Annotated in this window: 21 protein-coding genes and 1 tRNA gene; 5 read left to right on the top strand and 17 right to left on the bottom strand. The window is 37.1% G+C overall.

What is annotated here, in order from left to right:
* Positions 1-560 precede the first annotated feature (560 nt).
* The gene (locus EVJ48_07095) at positions 561-1724 is read left to right on the top strand and encodes a sulfide:quinone reductase (GenBank protein ID RZV38407.1); all 1164 of its coding nucleotides are present in this window, start codon (positions 561-563) and stop codon (positions 1722-1724) included.
* 50 nt (positions 1725-1774) lie between these two features.
* Positions 1775-2338: a class I SAM-dependent methyltransferase gene (locus tag EVJ48_07090; protein RZV38406.1), complete on the top strand. Its 564-nt coding sequence runs from the start codon at positions 1775-1777 to the stop codon at positions 2336-2338.
* A 235-nt stretch (positions 2339-2573) separates the two neighbouring features.
* Here the strand turns inward: EVJ48_07090 and EVJ48_07085 are convergent, their stop codons facing one another.
* The 3 genes from EVJ48_07085 to EVJ48_07075 form a co-directional block, all read right to left on the bottom strand.
* Positions 2574-2996 (bottom strand): hypothetical protein, encoded by a 423-nt coding sequence (locus EVJ48_07085; protein ID RZV38405.1) that lies wholly within the window; start codon positions 2994-2996, stop codon positions 2574-2576.
* A gap of 284 nt (positions 2997-3280) precedes the next feature.
* Positions 3281-3802, bottom strand: coding sequence for a hypothetical protein (locus EVJ48_07080; protein ID RZV38404.1), 522 nt, complete (start codon positions 3800-3802; stop codon positions 3281-3283).
* 102 nt (positions 3803-3904) lie between these two features.
* A complete protein-coding gene (locus EVJ48_07075; GenBank protein ID RZV38403.1) occupies positions 3905-4633 on the bottom strand; it encodes a hypothetical protein in 729 nt (242 codons plus the stop codon).
* A gap of 95 nt (positions 4634-4728) precedes the next feature.
* Between EVJ48_07075 and EVJ48_07070 the strand changes: the two genes are divergently transcribed.
* Positions 4729-5001 carry a hypothetical protein gene (locus EVJ48_07070; GenBank protein RZV38402.1) on the top strand — a complete coding sequence of 91 codons (273 nt, stop codon included), beginning with the start codon at positions 4729-4731 and terminating at the stop codon, positions 4999-5001.
* Between the two features lie 27 nt (positions 5002-5028).
* Here the strand turns inward: EVJ48_07070 and EVJ48_07065 are convergent, their stop codons facing one another.
* The 3 genes from EVJ48_07065 to EVJ48_07055 form a co-directional block, all read right to left on the bottom strand.
* Positions 5029-6570 (bottom strand): cupin domain-containing protein, encoded by a 1542-nt coding sequence (locus tag EVJ48_07065; GenBank protein RZV38401.1) that lies wholly within the window; start codon positions 6568-6570, stop codon positions 5029-5031.
* A gap of 92 nt (positions 6571-6662) precedes the next feature.
* The gene (locus EVJ48_07060) at positions 6663-7979 is read right to left on the bottom strand and encodes a UDP-glucose/GDP-mannose dehydrogenase family protein (protein ID RZV38400.1); all 1317 of its coding nucleotides are present in this window, start codon (positions 7977-7979) and stop codon (positions 6663-6665) included.
* A 116-nt stretch (positions 7980-8095) separates the two neighbouring features.
* On the bottom strand, positions 8096-8956 hold the full coding sequence (locus EVJ48_07055; GenBank protein ID RZV38399.1) for an energy transducer TonB: 861 nt from the start codon (positions 8954-8956) through the stop codon (positions 8096-8098).
* A gap of 150 nt (positions 8957-9106) precedes the next feature.
* Here EVJ48_07055 and EVJ48_07050 point away from each other — a divergent pair, with 150 nt between their 5' ends.
* A complete protein-coding gene (locus EVJ48_07050; GenBank protein RZV38398.1) occupies positions 9107-9808 on the top strand; it encodes a phosphoribosylaminoimidazolesuccinocarboxamide synthase in 702 nt (233 codons plus the stop codon).
* A 77-nt stretch (positions 9809-9885) separates the two neighbouring features.
* On the opposite strand, the gene EVJ48_07045 is transcribed toward EVJ48_07050, so the two are convergent.
* From EVJ48_07045 to EVJ48_07035, 3 genes are all read right to left on the bottom strand, one after another.
* Positions 9886-10506: a peroxiredoxin gene (locus EVJ48_07045; GenBank protein ID RZV38397.1), complete on the bottom strand. Its 621-nt coding sequence runs from the start codon at positions 10504-10506 to the stop codon at positions 9886-9888.
* A 162-nt stretch (positions 10507-10668) separates the two neighbouring features.
* Entirely contained in the window at positions 10669-11355 is a 687-nt protein-coding gene (locus EVJ48_07040) for an SPOR domain-containing protein (protein ID RZV38396.1), read from the bottom strand.
* Positions 11351-11536: a hypothetical protein gene (locus EVJ48_07035; GenBank protein ID RZV38395.1), complete on the bottom strand. Its 186-nt coding sequence runs from the start codon at positions 11534-11536 to the stop codon at positions 11351-11353. The genes EVJ48_07040 and EVJ48_07035 overlap by 5 nt, the downstream gene beginning before the upstream one ends.
* 221 nt (positions 11537-11757) lie before the next feature.
* Between EVJ48_07035 and EVJ48_07030 the strand changes: the two genes are divergently transcribed.
* A complete protein-coding gene (locus EVJ48_07030; protein ID RZV38394.1) occupies positions 11758-13299 on the top strand; it encodes an Rne/Rng family ribonuclease in 1542 nt (513 codons plus the stop codon).
* A gap of 7 nt (positions 13300-13306) precedes the next feature.
* Here the strand turns inward: EVJ48_07030 and EVJ48_07025 are convergent, their stop codons facing one another.
* The 8 genes from EVJ48_07025 to EVJ48_06990 all read right to left on the bottom strand — a co-directional run bounded on the left by EVJ48_07025 (position 13307) and on the right by EVJ48_06990 (position 22257).
* Positions 13307-13615 carry a septum formation initiator family protein gene (locus tag EVJ48_07025; protein RZV38393.1) on the bottom strand — a complete coding sequence of 103 codons (309 nt, stop codon included), beginning with the start codon at positions 13613-13615 and terminating at the stop codon, positions 13307-13309.
* The gene (gene thiC / locus EVJ48_07020) at positions 13587-14900 is read right to left on the bottom strand and encodes a phosphomethylpyrimidine synthase ThiC (protein ID RZV38392.1); all 1314 of its coding nucleotides are present in this window, start codon (positions 14898-14900) and stop codon (positions 13587-13589) included. Before thiC ends, EVJ48_07025 begins: the two co-directional genes overlap by 29 nt.
* A gap of 37 nt (positions 14901-14937) precedes the next feature.
* A complete protein-coding gene (locus EVJ48_07015) occupies positions 14938-16605 on the bottom strand; it encodes a cobyrinate a,c-diamide synthase (GenBank protein ID RZV38391.1) in 1668 nt (555 codons plus the stop codon).
* Positions 16606-16885: 280 nt separating this feature from the next.
* The gene (locus EVJ48_07010) at positions 16886-17746 is read right to left on the bottom strand and encodes an adenosylcobinamide-GDP ribazoletransferase (GenBank protein RZV38390.1); all 861 of its coding nucleotides are present in this window, start codon (positions 17744-17746) and stop codon (positions 16886-16888) included.
* Positions 17747-17856: 110 nt separating this feature from the next.
* Entirely contained in the window at positions 17857-18978 is a 1122-nt protein-coding gene (cobT, locus tag EVJ48_07005; protein RZV38389.1) for a nicotinate-nucleotide--dimethylbenzimidazole phosphoribosyltransferase, read from the bottom strand.
* A 24-nt stretch (positions 18979-19002) separates the two neighbouring features.
* Positions 19003-19647 carry a hypothetical protein gene (locus EVJ48_07000; GenBank protein RZV38388.1) on the bottom strand — a complete coding sequence of 215 codons (645 nt, stop codon included), beginning with the start codon at positions 19645-19647 and terminating at the stop codon, positions 19003-19005.
* Positions 19648-19652: 5 nt separating this feature from the next.
* Complete coding sequence (locus EVJ48_06995) at positions 19653-21950, bottom strand: EAL domain-containing protein (GenBank protein RZV38387.1); 2298 nt, start codon at positions 21948-21950, stop codon at positions 19653-19655.
* Between the two features lie 232 nt (positions 21951-22182).
* A tRNA-Val gene (locus tag EVJ48_06990) sits at positions 22183-22257 on the bottom strand.
* Positions 22258-22343: the final 86 nt, after the last annotated feature.

Raw genomic sequence — 22343 nt, 5'->3', positions numbered from 1 at the left:
CTTAATTTTACTTATATTTAAAGGTATGACAAAAATTGTCACTAATTGACAAAAATTGTCACTTGGATTTTTAAAACTGTGACAAAAATGTGTCAGAACTTAAATCAAAATACAGAAAATACAGAAAATCCGGTAAAATACAGAATGTCGTCAAACTCTTGGTATTCCTGCAAAGCAAGGCGGAGTGCCGGTTTAATTAAATTCTTACTAGGATTTAAGCTACGTCAACAGGGCAAAGGACAGCGAGGCTTAAAATAAAGGTGTCAAAATAAAGGTGTCAGATTTAATTATTCCTTTACTCCCGACTGCGTTTGACGCGGCCGGGAGTTTTTGTTTAACAGGCAATAAAAGCGGAAAGAGAAATGTGGAAGCAGTCGGTTAAACAAATAGGCAAATTAAAAGTTATCGGCATCGCAGGATAAAAATATACGGTATAATTCTTTTATATACCTGTTGCATTATAATTAATTTGCATTTATAATAAATAAATATATATATATATTAATAATGATATATATTAAATTATTATAAAATTATTTAATTTATTCGGGGGAATAATTATGAAAAAAATACTCGTTATAGGAGGCGGTTTTGCGGGAGTAGAAGCCGCGATAAGGCTAAAGAAATATAATTTCGACGTTACTTTGATTTCCGAAAGGGATTTTATGTATATTTATCCGCTTTCGATATGGATTCCTGTCGGCGCTCTGGATTTTAAGGATGCGATGCTGCCGTTAAATAAATTAAGCGCAGTCCATAAATTTAATTTAATAATAGACTCGGCGGTTAAAATTTCTGCTAAAGAAAAGAAAGTATTATGTAAAAATGGCACCTATGATTTTGATTATCTCGTCGTCGCCGTCGGCGCAGGAAAAGCCAAACCCGAAGGAATAGAAAATACTTATTCTATTTGCGGCGCTCCGGAAGAATCGATTAAAATAAAAGAAAAATTAGCAGAATTGGTTAAAGCCGGAAAAGGCAGAATAGCCGTAGGAATAGGCGGAAATCCCAAAGACCCTTCCGCTATGAGAGGCGGACCTGCTTTCGAAGAGCTGTTTAATATCGACAACCTCTTAAGAGATAAAGGATTGCGCCATAATTTCGAATTAAGCATCTTCGCCCCTATGGAAACTCCGGGCAAGCGGCTGGGCGATAAAGCGTATAAACTGCTAAACCGGTTTTACGAAGACCTTAAAATTAACAAATATTTAGGCAAAAAAATAAAAAGATTCGAAAACGGCGCAGTCGTATTCGAAGACGATTCAAGGCTTGAAAGCGACCTTATTATTTTTGTTCCCGCCGGAAGCGCCCACGGGATATTTGCCGGTTCGGAACTGCCGCTCACGGAAGCCGGATTCATAAAAACCGACGATTATTTAAGAGTAGAGGGCTTAGAAAATATTTACGCGATAGGCGATTCGGCCAGCCTCGACGGGCCTCCTTTCAGGGGAAAACAGGGGCACGTCGCCGAGATGATGGCGGGTATCGCGGCTTACAATATAAACGAAAAAGAAGCCGGAACGAATAATTATAAAGGCTACAAAGAGCACGTGCATATCTTGTGCGTAATGGACAACGGCAAAGGCGCGGTCTATATCAAAAGGGATACGAATAAGGAAACGGTAATCGCGCTGCCGGTCGTCGGACACTGGCTTAAAAGATTCTGGGGATGGTATTATAAAAATTCAAAATTAAACAGGTTTCCGAGAATACCCGGATTTTAAATCAAAACCGGGCAAAAAATATCGTAAAAGCCCTCTATCCGTCAATATTTATGAAACTAAAAACTTACGATTTATTTCCCGCATTTTTTTCCTTTATTATCGACAACAAACTTAGAAGTTTGATAGAAAACATGGAAAAAAACGTCGATATTATGGGAGTTAAAAGCGGAATGAAAGTTCTTGAAGCGGGATGCGGAAGCGGCTTCGTTACTCCGGCATTATCGAAAGCCGTCGGAAAGGAAGGATTCGTAATCTCTGTAGATATTCAGAAAAAGATGATAGAAAAAGCTAAAAGAAAAAGAGGATATCTTCAAAACGTCGATTTCAGGGCGTCCAGCGTATCGGATTTAAATTCGGTAGAGGACGGCTCTATAGATTTAGCATTTTTATATTATTCGTTTCACGAGATTGGCAAAAAGGAAGAAGCCGTCGCCGAACTGCGCCGGGTATTGAAACCAGGCGGCTTATTATCCATTAAAGAGCCGAGATTTGAGGTCTTCGGCAAAGACAGGGAATCGTATAAAGAGTTTATAACCGCGCACGGTTTTAAGTATGCCGAAAGCTCCAGAAATTGCGATTTATTGGGATGCTATCTTAAATTCGTAAAGCGTTAAAATTTACCGAATACCCGCCTAATATCAGCCGCTGTCGGACGACTGTTTTAAAATTAAAGGTGTCAGATTTATTTCACTCCGGCGGGCATAAAAGCTTCACTTTCATAAGCGCCCGCCTACGTATCTTACTCCCGACTGCGTTTGACGCGGTCGGGAGTTTTTATTTAACAGGCAATGGGGGAGTGTTGCATATCTTGTGCGTCAGGCATCCGATTTATTTTTTCTGATTTATCGTCTATCGTCCTATAAAATGCAGCGTTACCAAAACACCGAGTACCGCAGTTAAAACGCCGAGTACCGACAATATTACGGTAAATCCGAAGGTTAGCCTTTTATCTAAAGCATCTATCTTGGTTTCAAATTTTTCGCTCTGCGCTTTAAATCCTGCATCCATTTTATCGTTTAGATTTTTAATTTCGTTTTCTTTAAGGCTGGTTATTTCAAAGTCTATTTTATCGTCGAGCCTCGAAATTTCGGAACCTAATCTATCGGATAAAGTCTCTATTTGCGTCTGGATGGAATTAATTTGCGTCTGGAGGGTATTAAACTTTTCGGTGAAAAGCTTCTCCTGACCGTCGAACCTGCTGTCAAAATATTTTTCGGGAGATATAGCCATGCTCATATTCATATAATCTTCGCTTTTTTTAATTTCTTCCATCGTTTATTTCTCCTTTTATTATAACACCGAAACTAAATTTTTCAATATTTATAAAATATATAATCATAAATATAATAACACGGCTATTGTTACAGGATTATGACAAATTAGTTACAAATATATTAAATTTATGTTACATTTAGGTTAAAAAAAAGGAATTTATGCAGTCAAACAGGGGGATTAAGGCAAATAAACAGGTTTTTAATTAAAAGACCGTTTAATGTTCGGCATAATATGCTTAATATTAAACGGTCTTTTAAGATTTTAAGCTAACTTTCAATATATTATCGATGTCTATACCAGCCGCGATGCCAGCCTCTGCCCGGAGGCGGTCCTGGAGGGCCTGGTGGTGGTCCAGGTTGTCCTGGAGGTGTGCCCGGCTGTCCTGGAGGTGGTCCAGGTTGTCCTGGTGGTGGGCCTGGAGGTCCCAGAGGCGGTCCCGGATGTCCTAAAGGCGGTCCTGGAGGGCCTGGGGGAGGCGGTCCCTGAAATAACGGAGGTAAAACCTGTATCATAGCCGGAGGGACCGGCGACCACGGTCCACCGTAAAAAGTCGAATAAAGCCAGTTTCCGCCTCTCCATAAATAGTAATATCCATTGTAATTATAAACATAACCCGGATATTCGGGTACATAATATGCATTCACTCCGTTGGAATAGGAAAATGCAAAATTAGGGGTTTGGGCGCTGATTGATGTCGGACCTCCGCCTTGCATAAGCGGCGAATTAAAAGGAGCGCATCCGTTTAAAGCAAACACCGAAACGGTAAGAAGAACTGCAACGGTTAAAATTAATATTTTCTTCATAATCGTAATTTTAGGTTATTAAGTTAATTTTATAAAAATTGAATTCTTCTTAATTATATAATTCGATTTTTAAAATGTCAAATTTAAACGGTCTCGTCTAAACTAAAATAATTTAAACATTCCTATGTCCAAAGGTTTATTTTTATCGTTTTTTACGTTAATTATTTCGTTTCCGTATGCAACGATTATTTGATTTATTTCAATTTCCGATATATGTTTGTCGTTATCGTCGATTTCGTCCGCCGTTATATAAAAGTTTTTTACGTTTTGAAATTCTTTGTTTAGCATTTCATATTCGTTTATAAAGCGGCAGTCGGATATAATTATATAATCGGCGCCGTTTTTAATCTTTTTTAACTTATGCTTTAACGCTTCGGTAAAAAAATCCGGTTCTATTTTTCTTATTATTTCCGTCCCGGTATATTGCAGAATTTTTCTGACGTCTTTATCCTGCATAAACCTGTTTAAGAATTCTAAATCTTTTTCGATTTCTTTATTTATATCTTTATAGACGTGATTATTTGCGCCGACATTGTTGAACTCATATTCTTTGCCTATATTTTTATGTACGTATAAATACAGGCTTTTTATTCGTTCTTTTAATACTGCCCCGCCGTTAACCGCTTTATCGAAATTAGTTTTCGATACGCCGAAAAACAGCATTACTATTTTTTTTAACTCCGTTCCGAAAGCATCCATATAAACCGAATATCCTTCGTTTAGCAGAAATTTTGCAATTTCGCCGGATGCATAGGTTTTGCCGGAACCTTTTTTTCCCATTATATTGACAATTATAGTGTTCGTTTCTTCTTTAAATTTAAACTTATCCATATTTATCCTTAGTTTTTATCGTTCTGCCGCAATATTAAAGTATTTGCGCCTGCCTAAAATTTTAAGTATAATAAATAACATAACAAATAACAATTATGAAATATTACGGCATAAGAAACAGGCAGACGGGAGAACTTGCGCGTCAATTTTACGGCAAAAATGCAAAGGGAAACATTTCTACTATATCTATTTACAACATAGACGACCCGCTGTCCGTACATATATTTTTGACGAAAAATAAAAACGCCGCTTTATCCATAATAAACGACGGATATTCCGAATATAACGGCGAAATTTATAAATTAGACGACAGATTAAAAGACTTAAAAGAAGATTTAGAAATTTACGAGTCCGAATTTAATCTGTAATTATTTGCTATAAAATTCTAATTTATTTTATAACCTGTTATAATCGTCTTCAATCCTGACTATATCGTCTTCCTTTAAATACTCCCCTACCTGCGCTTCTATAATTATTAACGGAATTAATCCCGGATTTTCCAGCCTGTGGACGAAACCCATAGGTATATAGGTCGATTCGTTTGCCCTCAAAAGAGTTTCTTTATCCCCAACCGTGACGAGAGCCGTACCGCTCGTTACTATCCAGTGTTCCGACCTGTGAAAGTGTTTCTGCAGCGAAAGTTTTGCGCCCGGTTTTACCGAAATCTTTTTAAGTTTATAAAGGGCGGATTCCAGAAGTACGGAATACGAACCCCACGGTCTGTGTACGGTAAGATGATGCGTATGAAGTTCGGAATTTCTTTTTTTAAGCTCGTCTACTATTTTTTTAACGTTTTGAGACGAGCCTTTTTTTGAAATCAGGACGGCGTCGTCGGTATTGATAATAATCATGTCTTCGACGTCTATAGCGGCTATCATCTTGCCGCCGGACATTATAAGATTGTTTTTGGAGTTAATGCCGACTATATCTTCTTTTGTATTAACGGCGTTGTTGTTTTCGTCTTTTTCCAGTTCGTTGTAAATAGAGTCGAAATTGCCGAGGTCGGACCAGTCGAAATCCGATTCTATCACCCTGACGGATTTAGTATTTTCTAAAAGAGCAAAGTCTATGGAGTTCTCTTCTATTTTAAGCATGTCGTCTTCTTTAATCCTTATCATAAAACCGTCTTTAGAAGCATTTTCGTAAGCAAATTCTGAATTTTCGTAAATAGCAGGACATACGGCTTTAAGTTCGTCTATAAGTATTTCCGGTTTAACCAAAAGCATTCCGCTGTTCCAATAAAAATTTCCTTTGGAGATATATTTTTCTGCGGTTTCTTCGTCAGGTTTTTCTTTGAAAGAAACTACCGGATATACGGGGTTTAATATTGTATGGGTGCCGCTTATAATACCGGAATTATGCTCGGTATATATATTATGCGCAGCATTAGATTGATTATGAAATTTATCCGAAGAACCTGCAAAATTGCTTTTTGTATCAGGCTTTGTCTGCTCCTGCCCCTGCCCCGCCGTCAGTGCATCTATATAGCCGTAGCCTGTTTCCGGATAGGACGGCTTGATGCCGAACATGATAATCCCGCCTTTAATAGCTTCGGAAACGCCTCTTTCTATTACCTTTTTATATTTTTTTTCGTCTTTTACGAGATGGTCGGATGGAGTGATTAAAACAGTTTCCGAACCGCTTTTAACGGCGTCGATGCATGAAAGGGCAACTGCGGCGGCTGTATTTCTGGGAACGGGTTCCAAAATAAACCTGCAATTTTTAACCCCTATTTCGTCTAACTGGTCAAGAGCTATAAAGTATTGGTCTTTATTCGTGACTATTATAAAATCGGAACATAAGTCTTGGTTTCTTAAAACCGTTAACTGAAAAAGAGACTTGCCGTTAATAAATTTATAGAATTGCTTAGGGAAATAAGTCCTTGAAATCGGCCAAAGCCTCGTTCCGCTGCCGCCGCATAAGATAACGTTAGTCAAAATAAAACTGCCTCCGGCTATACCGTTTAAATATTATTTAACTGTTTATTGATTTTTATATAATATTAATACCTTAACTCAACGTCAGAAATTTATCTTCCTATAGAATAATAATCGAACCCGCTTTCCGTCATTTTTTTCTTGTCGTAAATATTCCTTCCGTCGAATACCGCAGGGGTTATCATTGCCGCTTTAATTTTATCGAAATCCGGCGCCCTGAAATCGTTCCATTCGGTGGCGACTATAAGTCCGTCTGCGCCTTTAACCGCATCGTACATATCGTCCGCATATTCTATTTCCGAAAAAATCTTCATGGTATTTTCCATGGCTATAGGGTCGTAGGCTTTTATTTTAGCGCCGTAGGAAAGAAGTTTCGATATTATGACTAATGAAGGAGCCTCCCTGATGTCGTCGGTTTTAGGTTTAAAAGAAAGTCCCCAGAGGGCAAAAGTTTTTCCGGCAATATCCCCTTTAAAATGCTTAAGGATAAAATCTACTATAATTTCTTTTTGGTAGGCGTTTACTTCGTCGGCGGCTTTTAAAAGTTTAAAATCGTAATTATGCTGTTTAGCCGTCTGATAAAGAGCTTTTACGTCTTTAGGAAAACAGCTTCCGCCGTAGCCTATTCCGGGAAATAAAAAGGATTTGCCTATTCTTTTATCGGAACCTATTCCAATTCTTACGCTGTCCACGTTTGCTCCGGTCTTATCGCATAAGTTTGCTATTTCGTTCATAAAGGTAATTCTTACCGCGAGCATGGCGTTTGCGGCGTATTTTGTAAGTTCGGAAGAATTTGTATCCATAAAATATATCGGCGCTCCCGTCCTTACGAACGGTTCGTATATTTCGTCTATTAGTTCTTTAGCCGCCTGTGCTTCTTTCTTATTGTCCTTTTTAAAATTAATGCCTACTACTATTCTGTCGGGTCTTTGAAAATCTTCTATCGCCGCTCCTTCTTTTAAAAATTCCGGATTGGATACTACGCAGAAGTTTTTGGTTTTTTTAGATATTATGCTTTCTACTTTTCTGCATGTTCCGACGGGTACGGTGCTTTTTACGACTACCGCCTTAAAACAGTCTATAGTATCGGCGATGTTTTCGGCTACCCTGAATACGTTGGACAAATCCGCTTCTCCGTTATCCTGGGGAGGAGTACCTACTGCTATAAACACGGCGTCGGTTTTTTTTACCGCTTCTTTCAAATCTTTCGTAAAATAAAGCCTTCCAAGTTTGACGTTTTTATCGGTAAGCTCTTTAAGGCCTGGTTCGTATATTGGAATAATACCGGATTTTAAAGATTTAATCTTGCTTTCGTCGTTATCGACGCAGTAAACGGTATTGCCGGAGTCGGCAAGACAGACGCCGGTAACGAGACCTACGTAGCCCGTGCCTACTATGGATATTTTCATACGGTAAAATCCCCCTGATTCTCTAATTATATATACGTCATTTATATTAACATAACATAAAACAAATTAAAAATAAAATAAATACGATAAAATATATGATAATATCAATAATATCTTCAGTAAACGTAAAAACCGGAAAGCCTGTAAATAAAAGTGCCGACGATATTAAGTCTTTTTATCGTCCATTGGCGGGGAAAAGGATTGTATCTTGCCGCATTATATATGGCCTGAACCGCCGCCTTGTCTAATATTTTTTTTCCGGAAGATCTTAAAATAGTTGCGCCGTGCAGCGAACCGTTGCTATTTATGGAAAATTCTATAACAAGAACTCCCGACAGACCCTCCCTTCTTGCCCTGTAAGGATATTCCCAAACATTTTCTATTTTGTTTTTTACGCCAAGCAAATAAGAGGCATATTTTATAGTAGTAGTATTAAGATTTACCGTAGCCGTTTTTATTCCGTGCGACGGGTTTTTTATTCCCTGCCCCGCCGCTTTAGGCGCGGTTTGGTTAAAAAACTTCCCCATGGGAAAAAGATTGCTGAGTCTGCGTCTGTGCCTTGGACGAACTGAATTGTTGTCGGAAATTATATGCGAATTGCTGATAACTCTGCGGTATCTCGGCGCATTTACCCGCCTATTGTAATTATTTGCATAATTTCTGTTAAAAAAAGCGGGAGGCGTATACGGCGCAGGCGCAGAAGACGAATTTGCGTAAGATGCTGGCGCGTTAAGCCTGGTGTTTTTCTTGGCATAGTGAGGCTTAATGCTTGCATATTTAGGATTTTTTATTTTAAGTTTTTCAAAATTTTTAATAAATTTATACGGCTCTACCAGAATAGGCTTTGTATATTTGCTGATTTTTTTATGTTTATTAGGATGCTTATGATATTCCAATAAAAATAAAATAAGCGCCGTATGGACTATGACCGATATTATAACGGCATATGCCATTGCTTTATTGTTATTATTCGACATATATATTAAGTTATGTTTTTAAAATTTATATTTGTTTATATTTGTTTATTTTAGCATTATTTTAACGTAATTTAAATTGATTTTAAATCAATTTAGATTTAAAATATATGCATTAATTAAACTTAATTTTTATAAACATAGGAGGTGTTTATGAAAAAAATTTACGAAGGCAAGGCTAAAATCCTTTACGTTTACGACAGCGACGAAACAAAATTAGTAACGTATTTTAAAGACGACGCAACCGCTTTTAACGGGCAAAAAAAAGGAACCATTATGCAGAAAGGCGAATTTAACAACGCCATTTCGTCTTCTCTTTTTAAACTGCTTAAAAGCAAAGGCATCGAAAGCCATTTTATCGAAAAATTATCCGAAAGGGAAATGCTGGTTCATCATTTAAAAATGCTTCCGGTCGAATTTATTGTCAGAAACTATACCGCCGGCAGTCTTGCAAAAAAAATGGGGGTGGAAGAAGGCGTCAAACTTATTTCGCCGGTAGTAGAAATGTGTTTTAAAAGCGACGAGCTCGGCGACCCTTTTATAAACGATACCTACATTAAAGCATTCGACCTTGGAAAACCCGAAGAAGTTGAAGAAGCAAAAAAAATTGCCCTTGCGGTCAACGAAATTTTAAAAGATTTTTTTGATAAAAACGGACTCATGCTGGTAGATTACAAACTTGAATTCGGCGTTTTAAACGGTAAAGTTCTGCTTGCGGACGAAATAACTCCCGATACCATGCGGCTATGGGACAAAGTAACGCTAGAAAAGGTCGATAAAGACAGATTTAGGAGAGACCTCGGCGGCGTAGAAGAAGCTTATAAAAGAGTTTACGATATTACGTCTTCTATATAAAAATAAAATTTAAATAAGGGGGGTACCCGCGGCAGACAATTAACTTGCCGGCCGCGGGCGATGGTAAAATTAATTATTTATTTCAATGCTTCGTAAACTTTTCCTACGGCATTTGGTCCCGGTTTAATAGTTTTTGCGCCTTTATGCCATTTTGCCGGACATACTTCGTCGGAATGGGTAGCAACATATATGTTGGCTTCTAATTTTCTGACGAGTTCGTCTGCATTTCTTCCAACGTTATAGAAATTAACTTCCGATGCAACGAGAACTCCTTCGGGATTTATAATAAAGGTGCCTCTTAACGCAAGTCCCGACGCTTCGTCGTAAACGTCGAACAGCCTCGAAACTTTTCCGGTCGGATCGGCTCCCATAGAAAACTTTACGTTTTCTAAAAGTTTTTCGTCTCTCTGCCAAGCCATATGGACAAATTGAGTGTCCGTGCTGACGGAAACTATGCGTCCGCCCATTTTTTCTATTTCTTCCTGTTTTTCCGCATAATCCGCAAGTTCGGTAGGACACACAAAGGTAAAATCGGCAGGATAAAATACTAAAATAGTCCATTTTTTATCTTTTTTAGCTTCTTCTAAACTAAATTTTCCGAATCCTCCGGTTTTAGGCTCGTAAGTGTTAATTTCCCCAAAAGAAGGAACCTGTTTTCCGAGAGCTGCAATTTCAAATTCTTCATAACTTTCACACATAAAAATACCTCCTTATTTTTTATTAATGATTAATGGTTTTAAATTTAGTAATAATTATTAATTAATATATATTATTTTTAAAAAAGTGTCAAGAAGTAAAAAAAGAAAAGTAAAAAAGAATTTTGGGAGGAGTTATAAAAATAGACCTAACAATGCATTATTCTAATCTACTTTTATTACGTAGGGCTTTACTTTAAATTTCTGCGCAATTACGCCTTCTACCGACTTTGCGCCTTGTTCCGTCGCGAACTTTCCTACTCTGACCTGCTGGTAAACGGCTTTTCCTGATTTCCCGCTGACGGAAATAGGAACTATATAGGCAAAAAAACCCATGGCATTTAATTTATCCGCCATAGCTTTAGCCTGCGAATATTTTGAAAGAGCCGCTACCTGTATCGTATAATAAACTTTAGAATTAAAGGGGTTGGGTGCGTGCGCCGAGGTTGGAACTTTTACGTATTTATACTTGTAAACATATACCGGCTTTTTTACGTACACTATCTTAGTTTTTACGACCGGCTTTACAGGAGCGGTTTTCTCATGCGCAATTTTCTCAGCCGGTTTTTTTATTTTTTTTCCTGTTTTTCCTTTTTTTAATGAGGAAAGTTTGGAAATAGGTGCAAACTTTATATTTTTGACGGATCCTGCCGCAACGCCGCCGCTTTGCGTTTTACCGCTTCCCGGAAAAAAAGCTCCGCTTCCCTTTTTTAAAGCCGATTCTTTTATTATTCCCTCTTTAGGGCTTTTAGAAGAAAACTTTTTCCCTATATAAAGCCCGAAAACGAAAACGATAAATATAACGGTTAAAAAAACTATTACCGCGGTAATTTTATCTTTTTTCAAATTAATTCAACCTGTCGTTTTTAAAATTATTAATAAAATTCATAAATTCTTCTATGCCGGAAATGGTAAATGATACATCCCTCGAAAAATCCGGACAGTTAAAAATTTCGATACCCGATATGCCGTATTTCTTTTTGCAGACGCTTCTCCAGCTGCATACCGCGCATAACACCACATTTTCGTCCATAATATATATCCTCTTTTTTTAAACATAAAAAAAATTTAATGCTTTTATTATATCATATCATATATTATTAAAAAAAATCCAAATAAAAAAATATATTATAAAAATATATATTATATATCTGCATAAATTTATAAAAACTTAACCGTAAATATGATAAAATAATATCGACGGATGAATAAAAATTAATAAATTAATAAAATCAGATATATACGGAGATAAATTTGACAACGGAACTTGTCGTAAGTAAAGACGATTTTGAAACGAGAATAGCTTTAATGGAAGACGGAATACTTACGGAAATATTTATAGAACGCGACGAATCGACTCCCAAGCACGGAAATATTTATAAAGGAAAGGTCACTCAGGTGCTTCCGGGAATTCAGGCATCTTTTATAGATATAGGGTGGGAAAAATCAGCGTTTCTTTATGCCGGAGATTTTTACGAAATAGAAACCGCCGATTACGATTTTTTTGAATCCGAAAGCGGCTTAAGCGAAGAAGCCGATAGCGGCGTTACGGAAATGGAAAAAAAGAACCGTAAAGCTAAAAAAGGCAAAAAAAATCACCTTACCATAGACCAGCTGATTAAAAAAAATCAGGAGATACTTGTTCAGATAGCAAAAGAACCCGTAAAAACTAAAGGTGCAAGAGTAACGAGCCATATCTCCCTGCCCGGAAGGTTTCTGGTATATATGCCGACGTCTTCGTCTATCGGAATTTCAAGAAAAATAAAAAGCGACGAAGAGAAAAAAAGGCTGAAAAGCTTAGTTAAAAAATACAGAAAAGAGGGAACGGGCTTTATTATAAGAACCGCCGCCGAAAACGCTTCCGAAATAGACATAGAAAGAGATATTAAGTTTCTTACGAATCTGTGGAGCGATATATATAAAAAACAGACCGAAGCAAAAGCGCCTAAACTTATATTTAAAGATATAAGCCTTTCTTTAAGGGTACTGAGAGATTTCCTGAATAAAAAATTCGATAAAATAATTATAGACGATAAAGACGAATACCAAAATATTATCGATTTTCTTTCCATTCAATCGCCTGAATATTTAGATATACTCCAGCTTTATAAAAATAAAAGCGGCGTATCGCTCTTCGATTCATACGGCATAGAAAAGGAAATAGCTAAATCTTTAAATAAAAAAGTATGGCTTAAATCAGGCGGTTATATAATAATAGACCATGCGGAAGCCCTTACGGCTATCGACGTAAATACAGGAAAATTCGTAGGCAAAAGAAATTTCGACGATACTATTTTAAAAACCAACTTGGAATCCGCAAAGGAAATTGCGTTCCAGCTGAGGCTGAGAAATATCGGCGGAATTATAGTTATAGATTTTATAGATATGAATAAAGAGTCGGATAAAGAAAAAGTTTACAGAACGCTTGAAGAATGCCTTAAGAAAGACAGGGTTAAAACTACCATAAATAAAATAACCGAACTCGGTCTCGTAGAAATGACGAGAAAAAGAACGGGCAACAGCCTCGTCTCTACGTTTCTGGAACACTGCCCTATGTGCGAAGGTTCTGGTATGATAAAATCCGCTCAAACGATATGTTTTGAAGTATTGAGAGCGGTTTCGGCGTTTGCCAAAAAAACTAAGGCAAGAAAAATAACCGTAACGGTTAACCCAAGCGTTATGGGCAAGCTGTACGAAAATGAAAAAATGCTTAACGCCCTTGAATCTAAAATAAAGAAAAAGATAAATATAAAAATGCAGGACGGGTTTTATCCCGAATATTTTGAAATTTTATAGAGTCAGGTTATTTTTTATGTTTTTTGCCTATAAATTTAAATACAATTTCGCCTGGTCTAATCATATTTAGTTTTTCGCGGGCTATATAGGCGATATACTGCTTGTTATATGTGAGTTCGCGTATCCGGTTTTCTATTTTTTCGTTTTTTTTCTTAATTTCGGCAATATTTTTCCGTACGGCAAGCTGTTCCGACCTGAGCCTGTAAACCCTTATAACGCCCTTTACGCTAAAAATTATTATTAAAATAAATACCGTCGAGAATATAATAAACGGGGCGTATTTAATATTATGCTTTTTTTCCTTGTTTGATTTCATATCTAAAATATTTTTTAACCCTTAAAGGAGCGCAGAACTCGCCGCACATACTGCAGCCGGCAATTTCGTCCTTATTATTTTTAGATTCAAAAATACTCCTTGAATATTCTGGGTCTATAGAATGCCTGAACTGCCCTTCCCAATCTATATCTCTTCTGGCCTTGGAAATATTCAAGTCGTCGTCCGTCTTTTTTAATTTTATCATATCTCCTATATGAGCCGCAATCTTTGCAGATTTTACGCCTATAGCCACGTCCTCTTCGGAAGGCAGTCCCAGATGTTCTGCCGGAGTAACGTAACAAAGAAAATCGGCTCCGAAAGAAGACGAAAGAGCTCCGCCTATCGCCGAAGATATATGGTCGTAACCGGCGGCTACATCCGTTACTAAAGGACCGAGGACATAAAAAGGAGCGTCTCCCGACATTTTCTTCTGAATTTTAACGTTTGCCTCTATTTCATCAATGGGAATATGACCCGGACCTTCGACTATAACCTGAACTCCGTAATCTCTTGCAATATCGCAAAGTTCGCAGTTTATAAGAAGTTCCTGCATGTAAGCCCTGTCGAAAGAATCCGCCGTCGCTCCCGCCCGCAAACCGTTGCCGAGGCTGAGAACGGTGTCGTATTTTTTTAAAATTTTAAGTACGTCTTCAAATCTTTCGTATAAAGGGTTTTCTTTGTTGTTTTCTATCATCCATGCAATCATGTAGGCTCCGCCTTTTGAAACGAGACCGGCATATCTGTAAGACTGCTTTTTTAATCTTTCTAAAGACATCATGTTTAAACCGGAGTGAATAGCCATAAACGAAATTCCGTCGGCGCACTGCTTTTCTATCACGTCGAAAACTAATTCTTCGGGCATTTTTATCGGATTTTTATAAACGTCTATCGCCTCCCTGAAAGCCTGATAAAGCGGAACGGTGCCTACGGGAAGGGAAGTATTCGCCAGTACTTCCCTTCTTATTAAGTCTAAATCGCCGCCTACGCTAAGCTCCATTAAAGTATCGGCTCCCGATTTTTCGGCTATGAAGGCTTTCGCAACCTCTTCTTCTATATTTATATGGTTGGTAGAAGTTCCTATGCTTGCGTTTATTTTAGTCGTCAAGCCTTTTCCTATTCCGACGAATTTATTCTTATCTTTGTTATGTAAAATAACCGCTTTGCCGTTAATAATATTTTTTTTAAGATTTTCCGGTTCTATATTTTCCTTAGAGGCGACATACGCCGTTCCTTCGGAGTAAACATTCGTACCGCCGTTTTTTAACGCATATTCTTTTTCGGTCATTTTTTTTATTTTCCTTTTTATTTTTGTATTTTTGTTATTATAAATTTTTAGCCGATTTTACTATATTTTCCGCAGCAAGCCTGTTTGAATAAAAAGACAGATGCACGTAACTGCCTATAGTATTTAAAACATTGTATCCTTCCCGTTTCCATATGCCCGGAGCGCTTAAACTTTCGTATTCCGTAACGGTTTTTACCGCAGTTTCGGAAGACGTCGTCTTTAACCCAGCCGAATCCGCCGACATATGAACAGCAGACGCTCCGGTTGAAGCAGGCGCAGGCGGCAGAAGTTTTGAATAATGAAATTCATGCCCGTTAATAGTTAAACCCGCTTCTCCAAGAAACGTATTTTCCGTCAGCCTGACAGTCCTGTAACCCAGCAACAATCCCCCTTTGTCCATAGATGCTTCAAAAGGGAAAATTCCGCATGCGCCGTAACTTTCTCCTTTATAGGAAATTTTTTCGCACAGATACATAAGTCCGCCGCACTCGCCATATATTATACCATTATTTTTATGGAATTCATAAATTTCTTTTTTTATGGAATGATTGTTTTCCAAAGCGCCTGCATAAATTTCGGGATATCCGCCGCCTATGTAAACCGCTTTTATACCCGAAGGCAGAAACCTGTCCTTTAACGGGCTGAAAAAAACGATTTCCGCTCCGAAACTTTTTAGTATTTCAAAATTAAAATTATAATAAAAAAAGAAAGCCTCGTCGAAAGCTACGGCTATTTTTATTTTTGAAACGCTTTTGCCTGTTTTATAATTGCTGTTATTACAGCCCTCGTTAATTTTGTTACCTTTGCTATCTGTGAAACACCGACTATTATCGTTATAGGATTTATTATTGCCGCCGCAGTTTTTGTCTGTCTGTTTTTTAATTAATCCGATAAAATCTTTAGAATTTTTTTCCAGTATATTTACCATAAATTTAAAATCTATGTTTTTAAATACCGCATCTTTTATCTTAACGACCGTTTTTTCAAACCCGCTTATTTCTTTTCTGTCTTCGCCGCAAAATTCTACGGCGTCTTCATACCCGCCTTCCGTTTTATATCCGCTCTCCGGAACTACAAGTCCGAGATGGCGTTCTTTAATCGAAAAAATATTTTCGTCGTTTTTAATATAGCCGAAAACTTCTACTCCGCCAACATTTTCTTTAATTTCTTTGCGTATTATTTCATAGTGCCTTTCGGAAGATATATTATTTAAGATAACGCCACAAACGTTTATGCCTTTTTTATAATTTTTCAATCCGTAAATTAAAGATGCCATAGTAGAAGAAATTTTTTTGCAGTCCATGACTAATACGACGGGAAATTTAAATTTTTTTGCTACCTTAAAAGAATTTCCGTCATAAAGTCCCATTGCGCTTTCGGCTATAAAAGCTTTTTTGCTTTCTCCGCCGTAGAAATTTAGGCCGTTAAAATTTACTCCTGCGTTAACGGTCGAACCGAATTCGGGGGGCGTTTCTTTAAAAAACCATTCCGTTAAAAATCTGTCTGGAATTAAAAAGGGGTCTAAATTTTTAACCTGAATTTCGGAATTTAAAGCTTTAGAAAGTATAATGGGGTCTATAAAATCCGGACCGGCTTTATAAATGCTTAATGAATATCCTTCGTCCTTTAATTTTCTGGAGAAAGCAAGAGTAACCGTTGACTTTCCTGAAGACGACCTGTCTGAAGCAAAATAAACCGCAAACATAAAAACCCTTTTTATTTTAATTAATTAAATTTTAAATTTATTCTTATCGATATTGAAACGAAAAAGGTGTCAGGTTAATTTTAAAGTAAGTTCTGCGTAAAAGGGAGAAAAAGGTGTCAGATTTTATTTTACGCATATGACAAGCAACAATTAATTAAATTAAGGTGTTGCGTAAAATTAATCTGACACCTTTTTCGTTTTGTTTTTTCAATAAATAAATCTGACACCTTTTTTTTGATAAATAAATCTGACACCTTTTTTTCACCTTTTTTTAAACATATCAATACAGAATTTTATGAAATTCCAGCAAAGCCGCAACAAATACAAGTTCAGATAATTTAACGGTAAAACCTATCATATCTCCGTTTACCCCGCCGAATTTTTTTTTGAAATACAGCGACGTCAGAAGAACGGCGAGAATAGTTATTAAAATAGAAAAAAAACCTGGAAGCCCCGCCGTAAGGCATATAATTAAAAACGCAATAATTGAGGCGGATAAAAACGTTTTCGTATCGGTTCCTTCGGTAAAAACCGTTCCGATTCCTTTAAAATTTTCCGGAGTTTCCGAAAAATAAGACGTAACTACTATGGTGTATCTTCCCGCCGCGGGGAAAAGCAGTAAAACTAAATATATAAAATTAAATTTAAAATTAAAAACGCTAAAAATTCCGTAAAAATGTTTAAAAGTTAAAAAAGAAGACAGGGATGCATACAGGCTGTATGTTTGATTTGCCGATATAATGAGCGACCACATAATTAAAACGTAAAAAATAACGGCAATATTTCCAGCGGCGCCGGTATTGACGTCCTTCATAGCTTTATAAAATCTATTTTTATCTCCGCTTTTCAGATATGCTAAAAAACCGTCCGAAGTATCCGACAGTCCGTCGAAATGAAGACCGCCGGTAACGGCATAAAGACAAAATATCGAAATTAAAACCGAGGTATATAAGGGCAAAAATTTATTAAATACGTAAAAAACGAAGGCTGTTATAATACCGATAAAAAGACCTGCGGCGGGAAAAAATTTAATAGATTTTATTAAAAGTTCCGTCCGAGAAACAGCATCGTATTTTTTGTTTTTGAATTTAAATACGGTCAAAAAGTTTACGGACTCTAAAAATTCGCTCAATATAGCCATTTGCTCTTTATAGAAACGACAGACGATGAATTAATAATAGTGTGTATTATTTATTATCTATTATTTATTATTTATTCTAAACGGATAACGACGAGGCGGCGCAGAATTAACTAAACATTTAGTTTTGAAGCTATAACGCCCGCTTCGTCGAACGTAAGCATATTATTATACATATCGAGCGCCGTTTCGATTATCTTCATAGCAATAACTGCTCCGGTTCCTTCGCCGAGCCTCATAGAAAGGTTTAATATAGGGGTTTTGCCGGTAAGAGAAACGGCCGTTTTATGCCCTTTTTCTTCCGAAAGATGACCCATAAACATATAATCGGCAACCGCCTGATTTATATTTAAAGCAATCAAAGCCCCTGCCGTAGAAATAAAACCGTCCACTACTACGGGCGTCCTATTTAAAGCGCACCCTATTATAAATCCGGCTATGGCGCCTATTTCCAGTCCGCCGACGCCGGCAAGGACGTCCACGGCATCGCTATTTACGCCGCCTCTTATATTAGATTCTATGGCTTTTTTAATAATTGCCGCTTTTTTCTTAATTACGGCGGCGCTCACACCAGTTCCTTTTCCGCAGACGAGTTCCGGAGATTTTTTTGAATAAAAGCAGGTAACCGCGGAAGCCGGCGTCGTATTACCTATTCCCATATCGCCGGTTGCGCATATTTTGGCATCTTTTTCCTTGATTACTATATCGGCGGTTTCTATTCCTTTTAAAATCGATTCTACTGCTTCGTTTTCCGTCATTGCCGGACCTTTGTTAATATTAAAGGCGCCGTTTTTTACTTTTCCGTTTATGAAATTATCTCCCTGAAACGGCGCATCGCTTTTTATTCCTACGTCGGTTACTAAAACATCGGCGCCGACCGAAGCGGCTATGGCGTTAATTGCGGCTCCGCCGCTAAGAAAATTCCTGACCATTTGAGTCGTAACGTCCTGCTTAAACAAACTGACGCCCTCTTCGACGACTCCGTGGTCTCCGGCAAAAACGCAGACGCATTTATTAAGATTTAAACATTTATCTTCTTTATTATAATAAGCCAAAAAAGGCCTTTCTTCTTCCGTTATAGCTACTACGTCTTTTGCAAAGTCCTCTAATCTGCCGAGGCTGCCCTTAGGTTTAATCAGCTTATTCAGCCTGTTTTCGGCAATTTTATAAAACTTTTTTTTATTAACCGGTTTAATTTTCTTTGCAATAGAAAATAAACGTTCTTTATTATTCATATAAGATTAATTATAAATTAGATTTTACTTCAAAGCAAGCGGATTTCCGGCAATAACGCAGTAAGCTTTATCGGAAACGGCGGAAAGTTTCTGCTCCATTAAACCGTTTAGTTCTACGAATTTTCTGACGTATGCATCTACGGAAACTAAATTAAAGCCGAGAGAATCGGAAACGGTTATTACGGAACATCTTACGGCGGAAAGATATTCGGAAAACTTCAAGACCGCTTCCTCGGCAAAATCAAAATATTTTATGTCGGAAAAAACGGACGAAAGCCATAAAGTCATTGAATCTATTAATATTACGGACATTTCCTCAATCCGTTCGTCGGGGAAAGAATTGCGGACTGCGTCTATCTCGGCGGTTAAATCGTCGAAATTTTCATGCACGATAAAAGTTTTATTCCGTTTTTCCTTATGCTTTTTAATTTTTAAAAGCATTTCATCGTCTTTTGCGTTTATTTTAATTTTTGTATTTGCGGTAGCTATAAAATGAAGCAGGGGAAAATTGCCGGCATCCGTTTCCGCCCCGCCCCGCATGACCGTCAATATGCCGTCCGACATTCCCGCATCTGCATTCATATTGGACTTATAAAGCGCAAGCGCCGTATTTTCGGCAAACTGCGACTTGCCGGAAGAAATTCCGCCGGTTATAAAAATTTTAGCCATATTTTTTAAACAAGCATTGTTTTAAATTTTTCAACCTCTAAAGGTTTTGAAAGCAAAAACCCCTGAATGCAATCGCAACCTAATTCTTTCAAGAGGTTAAACTGTTCGTCGGTCTCGACGCCTTCCGCTATAGATTTCATATTTAATTTCTTGGAAAGATAGATTATGGTTTCGACTATATATCTGGAATGTTTGTCCGCAAGCATTTTCCTTACGAAAGATATATCTATTTTAAGTATATCGAACGGAAGGTCTGCAAGATAGGAAAGGGAAGAATAACCTGTTCCGAAATCGTCTATGGAAAGTCCGAATCCTTTTTCTTTTAAACTTCCCAAAAGTTTTGAAGAGTAGTCTAAGTTATTTATAAACGTTCTTTCTACGATTTCCAAATTAAACAAATTAGGGTTTACGCCGTTTTTATTAAGCGCCGCATGCATATTGTCTTTTAAATTAGGGTCGGCAAAACTTGTAGGAGATATATTAACGGAAATAGGTACTACTTTAAGGCCTTCGTCCGACCACTTTTTAATGTTAAGCGATACGTCTTCTAAAATCCAATTTTCAACTTTAGTAATTATCCCGCTCTGTTCCATGAACGGTATAAACTCCATCAGCGGAACTAACATTCCGTCTTTACGCCACCGAAGAAGGGCTTCGGCTCCTTTTATCGAACCGGTTTTCACGTCAAAATAAGGCTGATAGTGCAGTACGAATTGATTTTTTTCAAAAGCTTCGCTTAGACCGTTTTTTAATTCTACTTTTTTTCGAGCAGATTCCTCAAATTCTTTTTTAAAAAAACTTACGGCATTTTCTCCCTTTGATTTTGCGTTAAGCAGCGCCGATTCGGCTTGGTCGAACATAGCCTGCGCAGTGCCGGCGTCTTTAGAATAAACGGATATTCCTGCGTTAAAAGATATATTTATCTTTTTTTCGCCGTCTTGCAAATAATAAAACGGTTCGTTTAGAACCGACAAAACTCTGTTTATTATATGAAGGGCATCTTCGTCAAATTTTAAGCGTTTTAAAAACACGGCAAATTTATCTGCGTCCCATCTTGCCAAAATATCGAAATTTTTTATAATTTTTTTTATCCTCTCGCCTGCTTCCTTTAATATATGACTACCTGCATCAAAACCATAAGTATGGTTTATTAAAGAAAAATTAACGGGGTTTAATATAACTAATGCACAATGGGAAGAATTGCTAATACTCATATAAGATGCATCTTTTATAAATTCGTCTATTTTTTCTTTCAGCAGTTTTTTATTTGGAAAACCGGTAAGCGGATCGAAGTTTATCAAACGTTCTATAGTTTCTTCGGCTTTTATTTCGTCTGTAATATCTTTGCCTGTAGTTATATAATATTCTATAGCGTCGACTGCGCCGCCGGTAACGCCGTTAGAAAAATTACCGGCAGCAAAAAAAGGAGTAATCGTCGTATAACAGTATATATCGCGGCCGGTTTTCGTTTTATAAGCAAATATATCCGTTAAAATTTCGCCTGAAATAATAGCGGCAAGAAATCTTTTTGCCATCGATTCTTTGCCTGAGCCGCCTTCAAATATTTTGGAATAATGTTCGCTTATGAGTTCGTCTGCGGTATAGCCGAATATTTTATATGCGCTTTCATTAACAAACAGTATTTTGAAATATTTGTCTAAAATAATAGCAAAATCCGAACCGGAATTTAATGCGGTGCGAATCATAAAATGCCATTTTTCGTCTTCTATTTTATCGAGGGCATAATTTATATCCAACATCATTTCTTTTAACAAATTATAAGTTTCTCTTTTAAAAAATTCTCTTTCGTTTGCATATAAAGAAAGAACGCCTATCGTTTTTCCTTTTTTTACGACGGGGACGGCTGCGCTAGAAAGATAACCCCTCCTTGCAAGTTCTTCTTTCCAAGGTTCGACGTAAGGATTTTTTAAAGTATCGTTGTTAATAATTATCTTTGATTTTGTAAAAGACGTAATAAGCGGCCCTTTTTTAGCTTCGTCGGTACTTAGATGCCCCTCCAGAAATTTTAAATAATCGCTTTTTTCGTTATAAAAGGAGGATATTATATTAAGATCAGAGTCAAACAGAACTATAAAAGAATCTACGAATAATCCCCTGTTGATTATTCTTTTACATATGTCGGAAAATAAAATACTTTCGTCTTTTGCCCTTACTATAATCTGGTTAACTTCGGACAGCGTAGCATACATAGTTTCAAGCGACTTAAAAGAACGAAACAAGCCGTCGTACATTTTTTGCGAGGTATTAAGGTTGTCAACGTTAAAATTTTCCGTTTTTTCCATAAATTACGTTAATTAAAATTAACAATAGAACGCAATAAAATATTTAATGAAAATAATGTTTATTATTTTTTTTATTATTTCTTATTATATCATTAAACTAATTTTAATCAACATAGATATAACGTTCCATTTAGGAAGACGCCGACGTTTGCTTTTTTATTATCAAAACCGTTTATTAAAGCGGAAGAAATTATTCGGAAAAATCTAAAGGCTTTATTGCTTTATTTTTGCGTGGTGGGCGCGGCAGGTCTCGAACCTGCGGCTTTTACCGTGTGAAGGTAACACTCTACCCCTGAGTTACGCGCCCTGTTTATTATACAATATTTTACTTTTTATTCTGTCTCATAACTTCTTCGTAAAGAGGAGACATTTTCCTTAATTTTTCAACTACGG

Origin of the sequence: Candidatus Acidulodesulfobacterium acidiphilum, assembly GCA_008534395.1 — a bacterium.
In the GTDB taxonomy this organism is placed as follows: Bacteria; SZUA-79; SZUA-79; order Acidulodesulfobacterales; family Acidulodesulfobacteraceae; genus Acidulodesulfobacterium_A; species Acidulodesulfobacterium_A acidiphilum.
The sequence above is the reverse complement of the archived record's forward strand: the minus strand, read 5'-3'. Positions and strand labels throughout refer to the sequence as shown.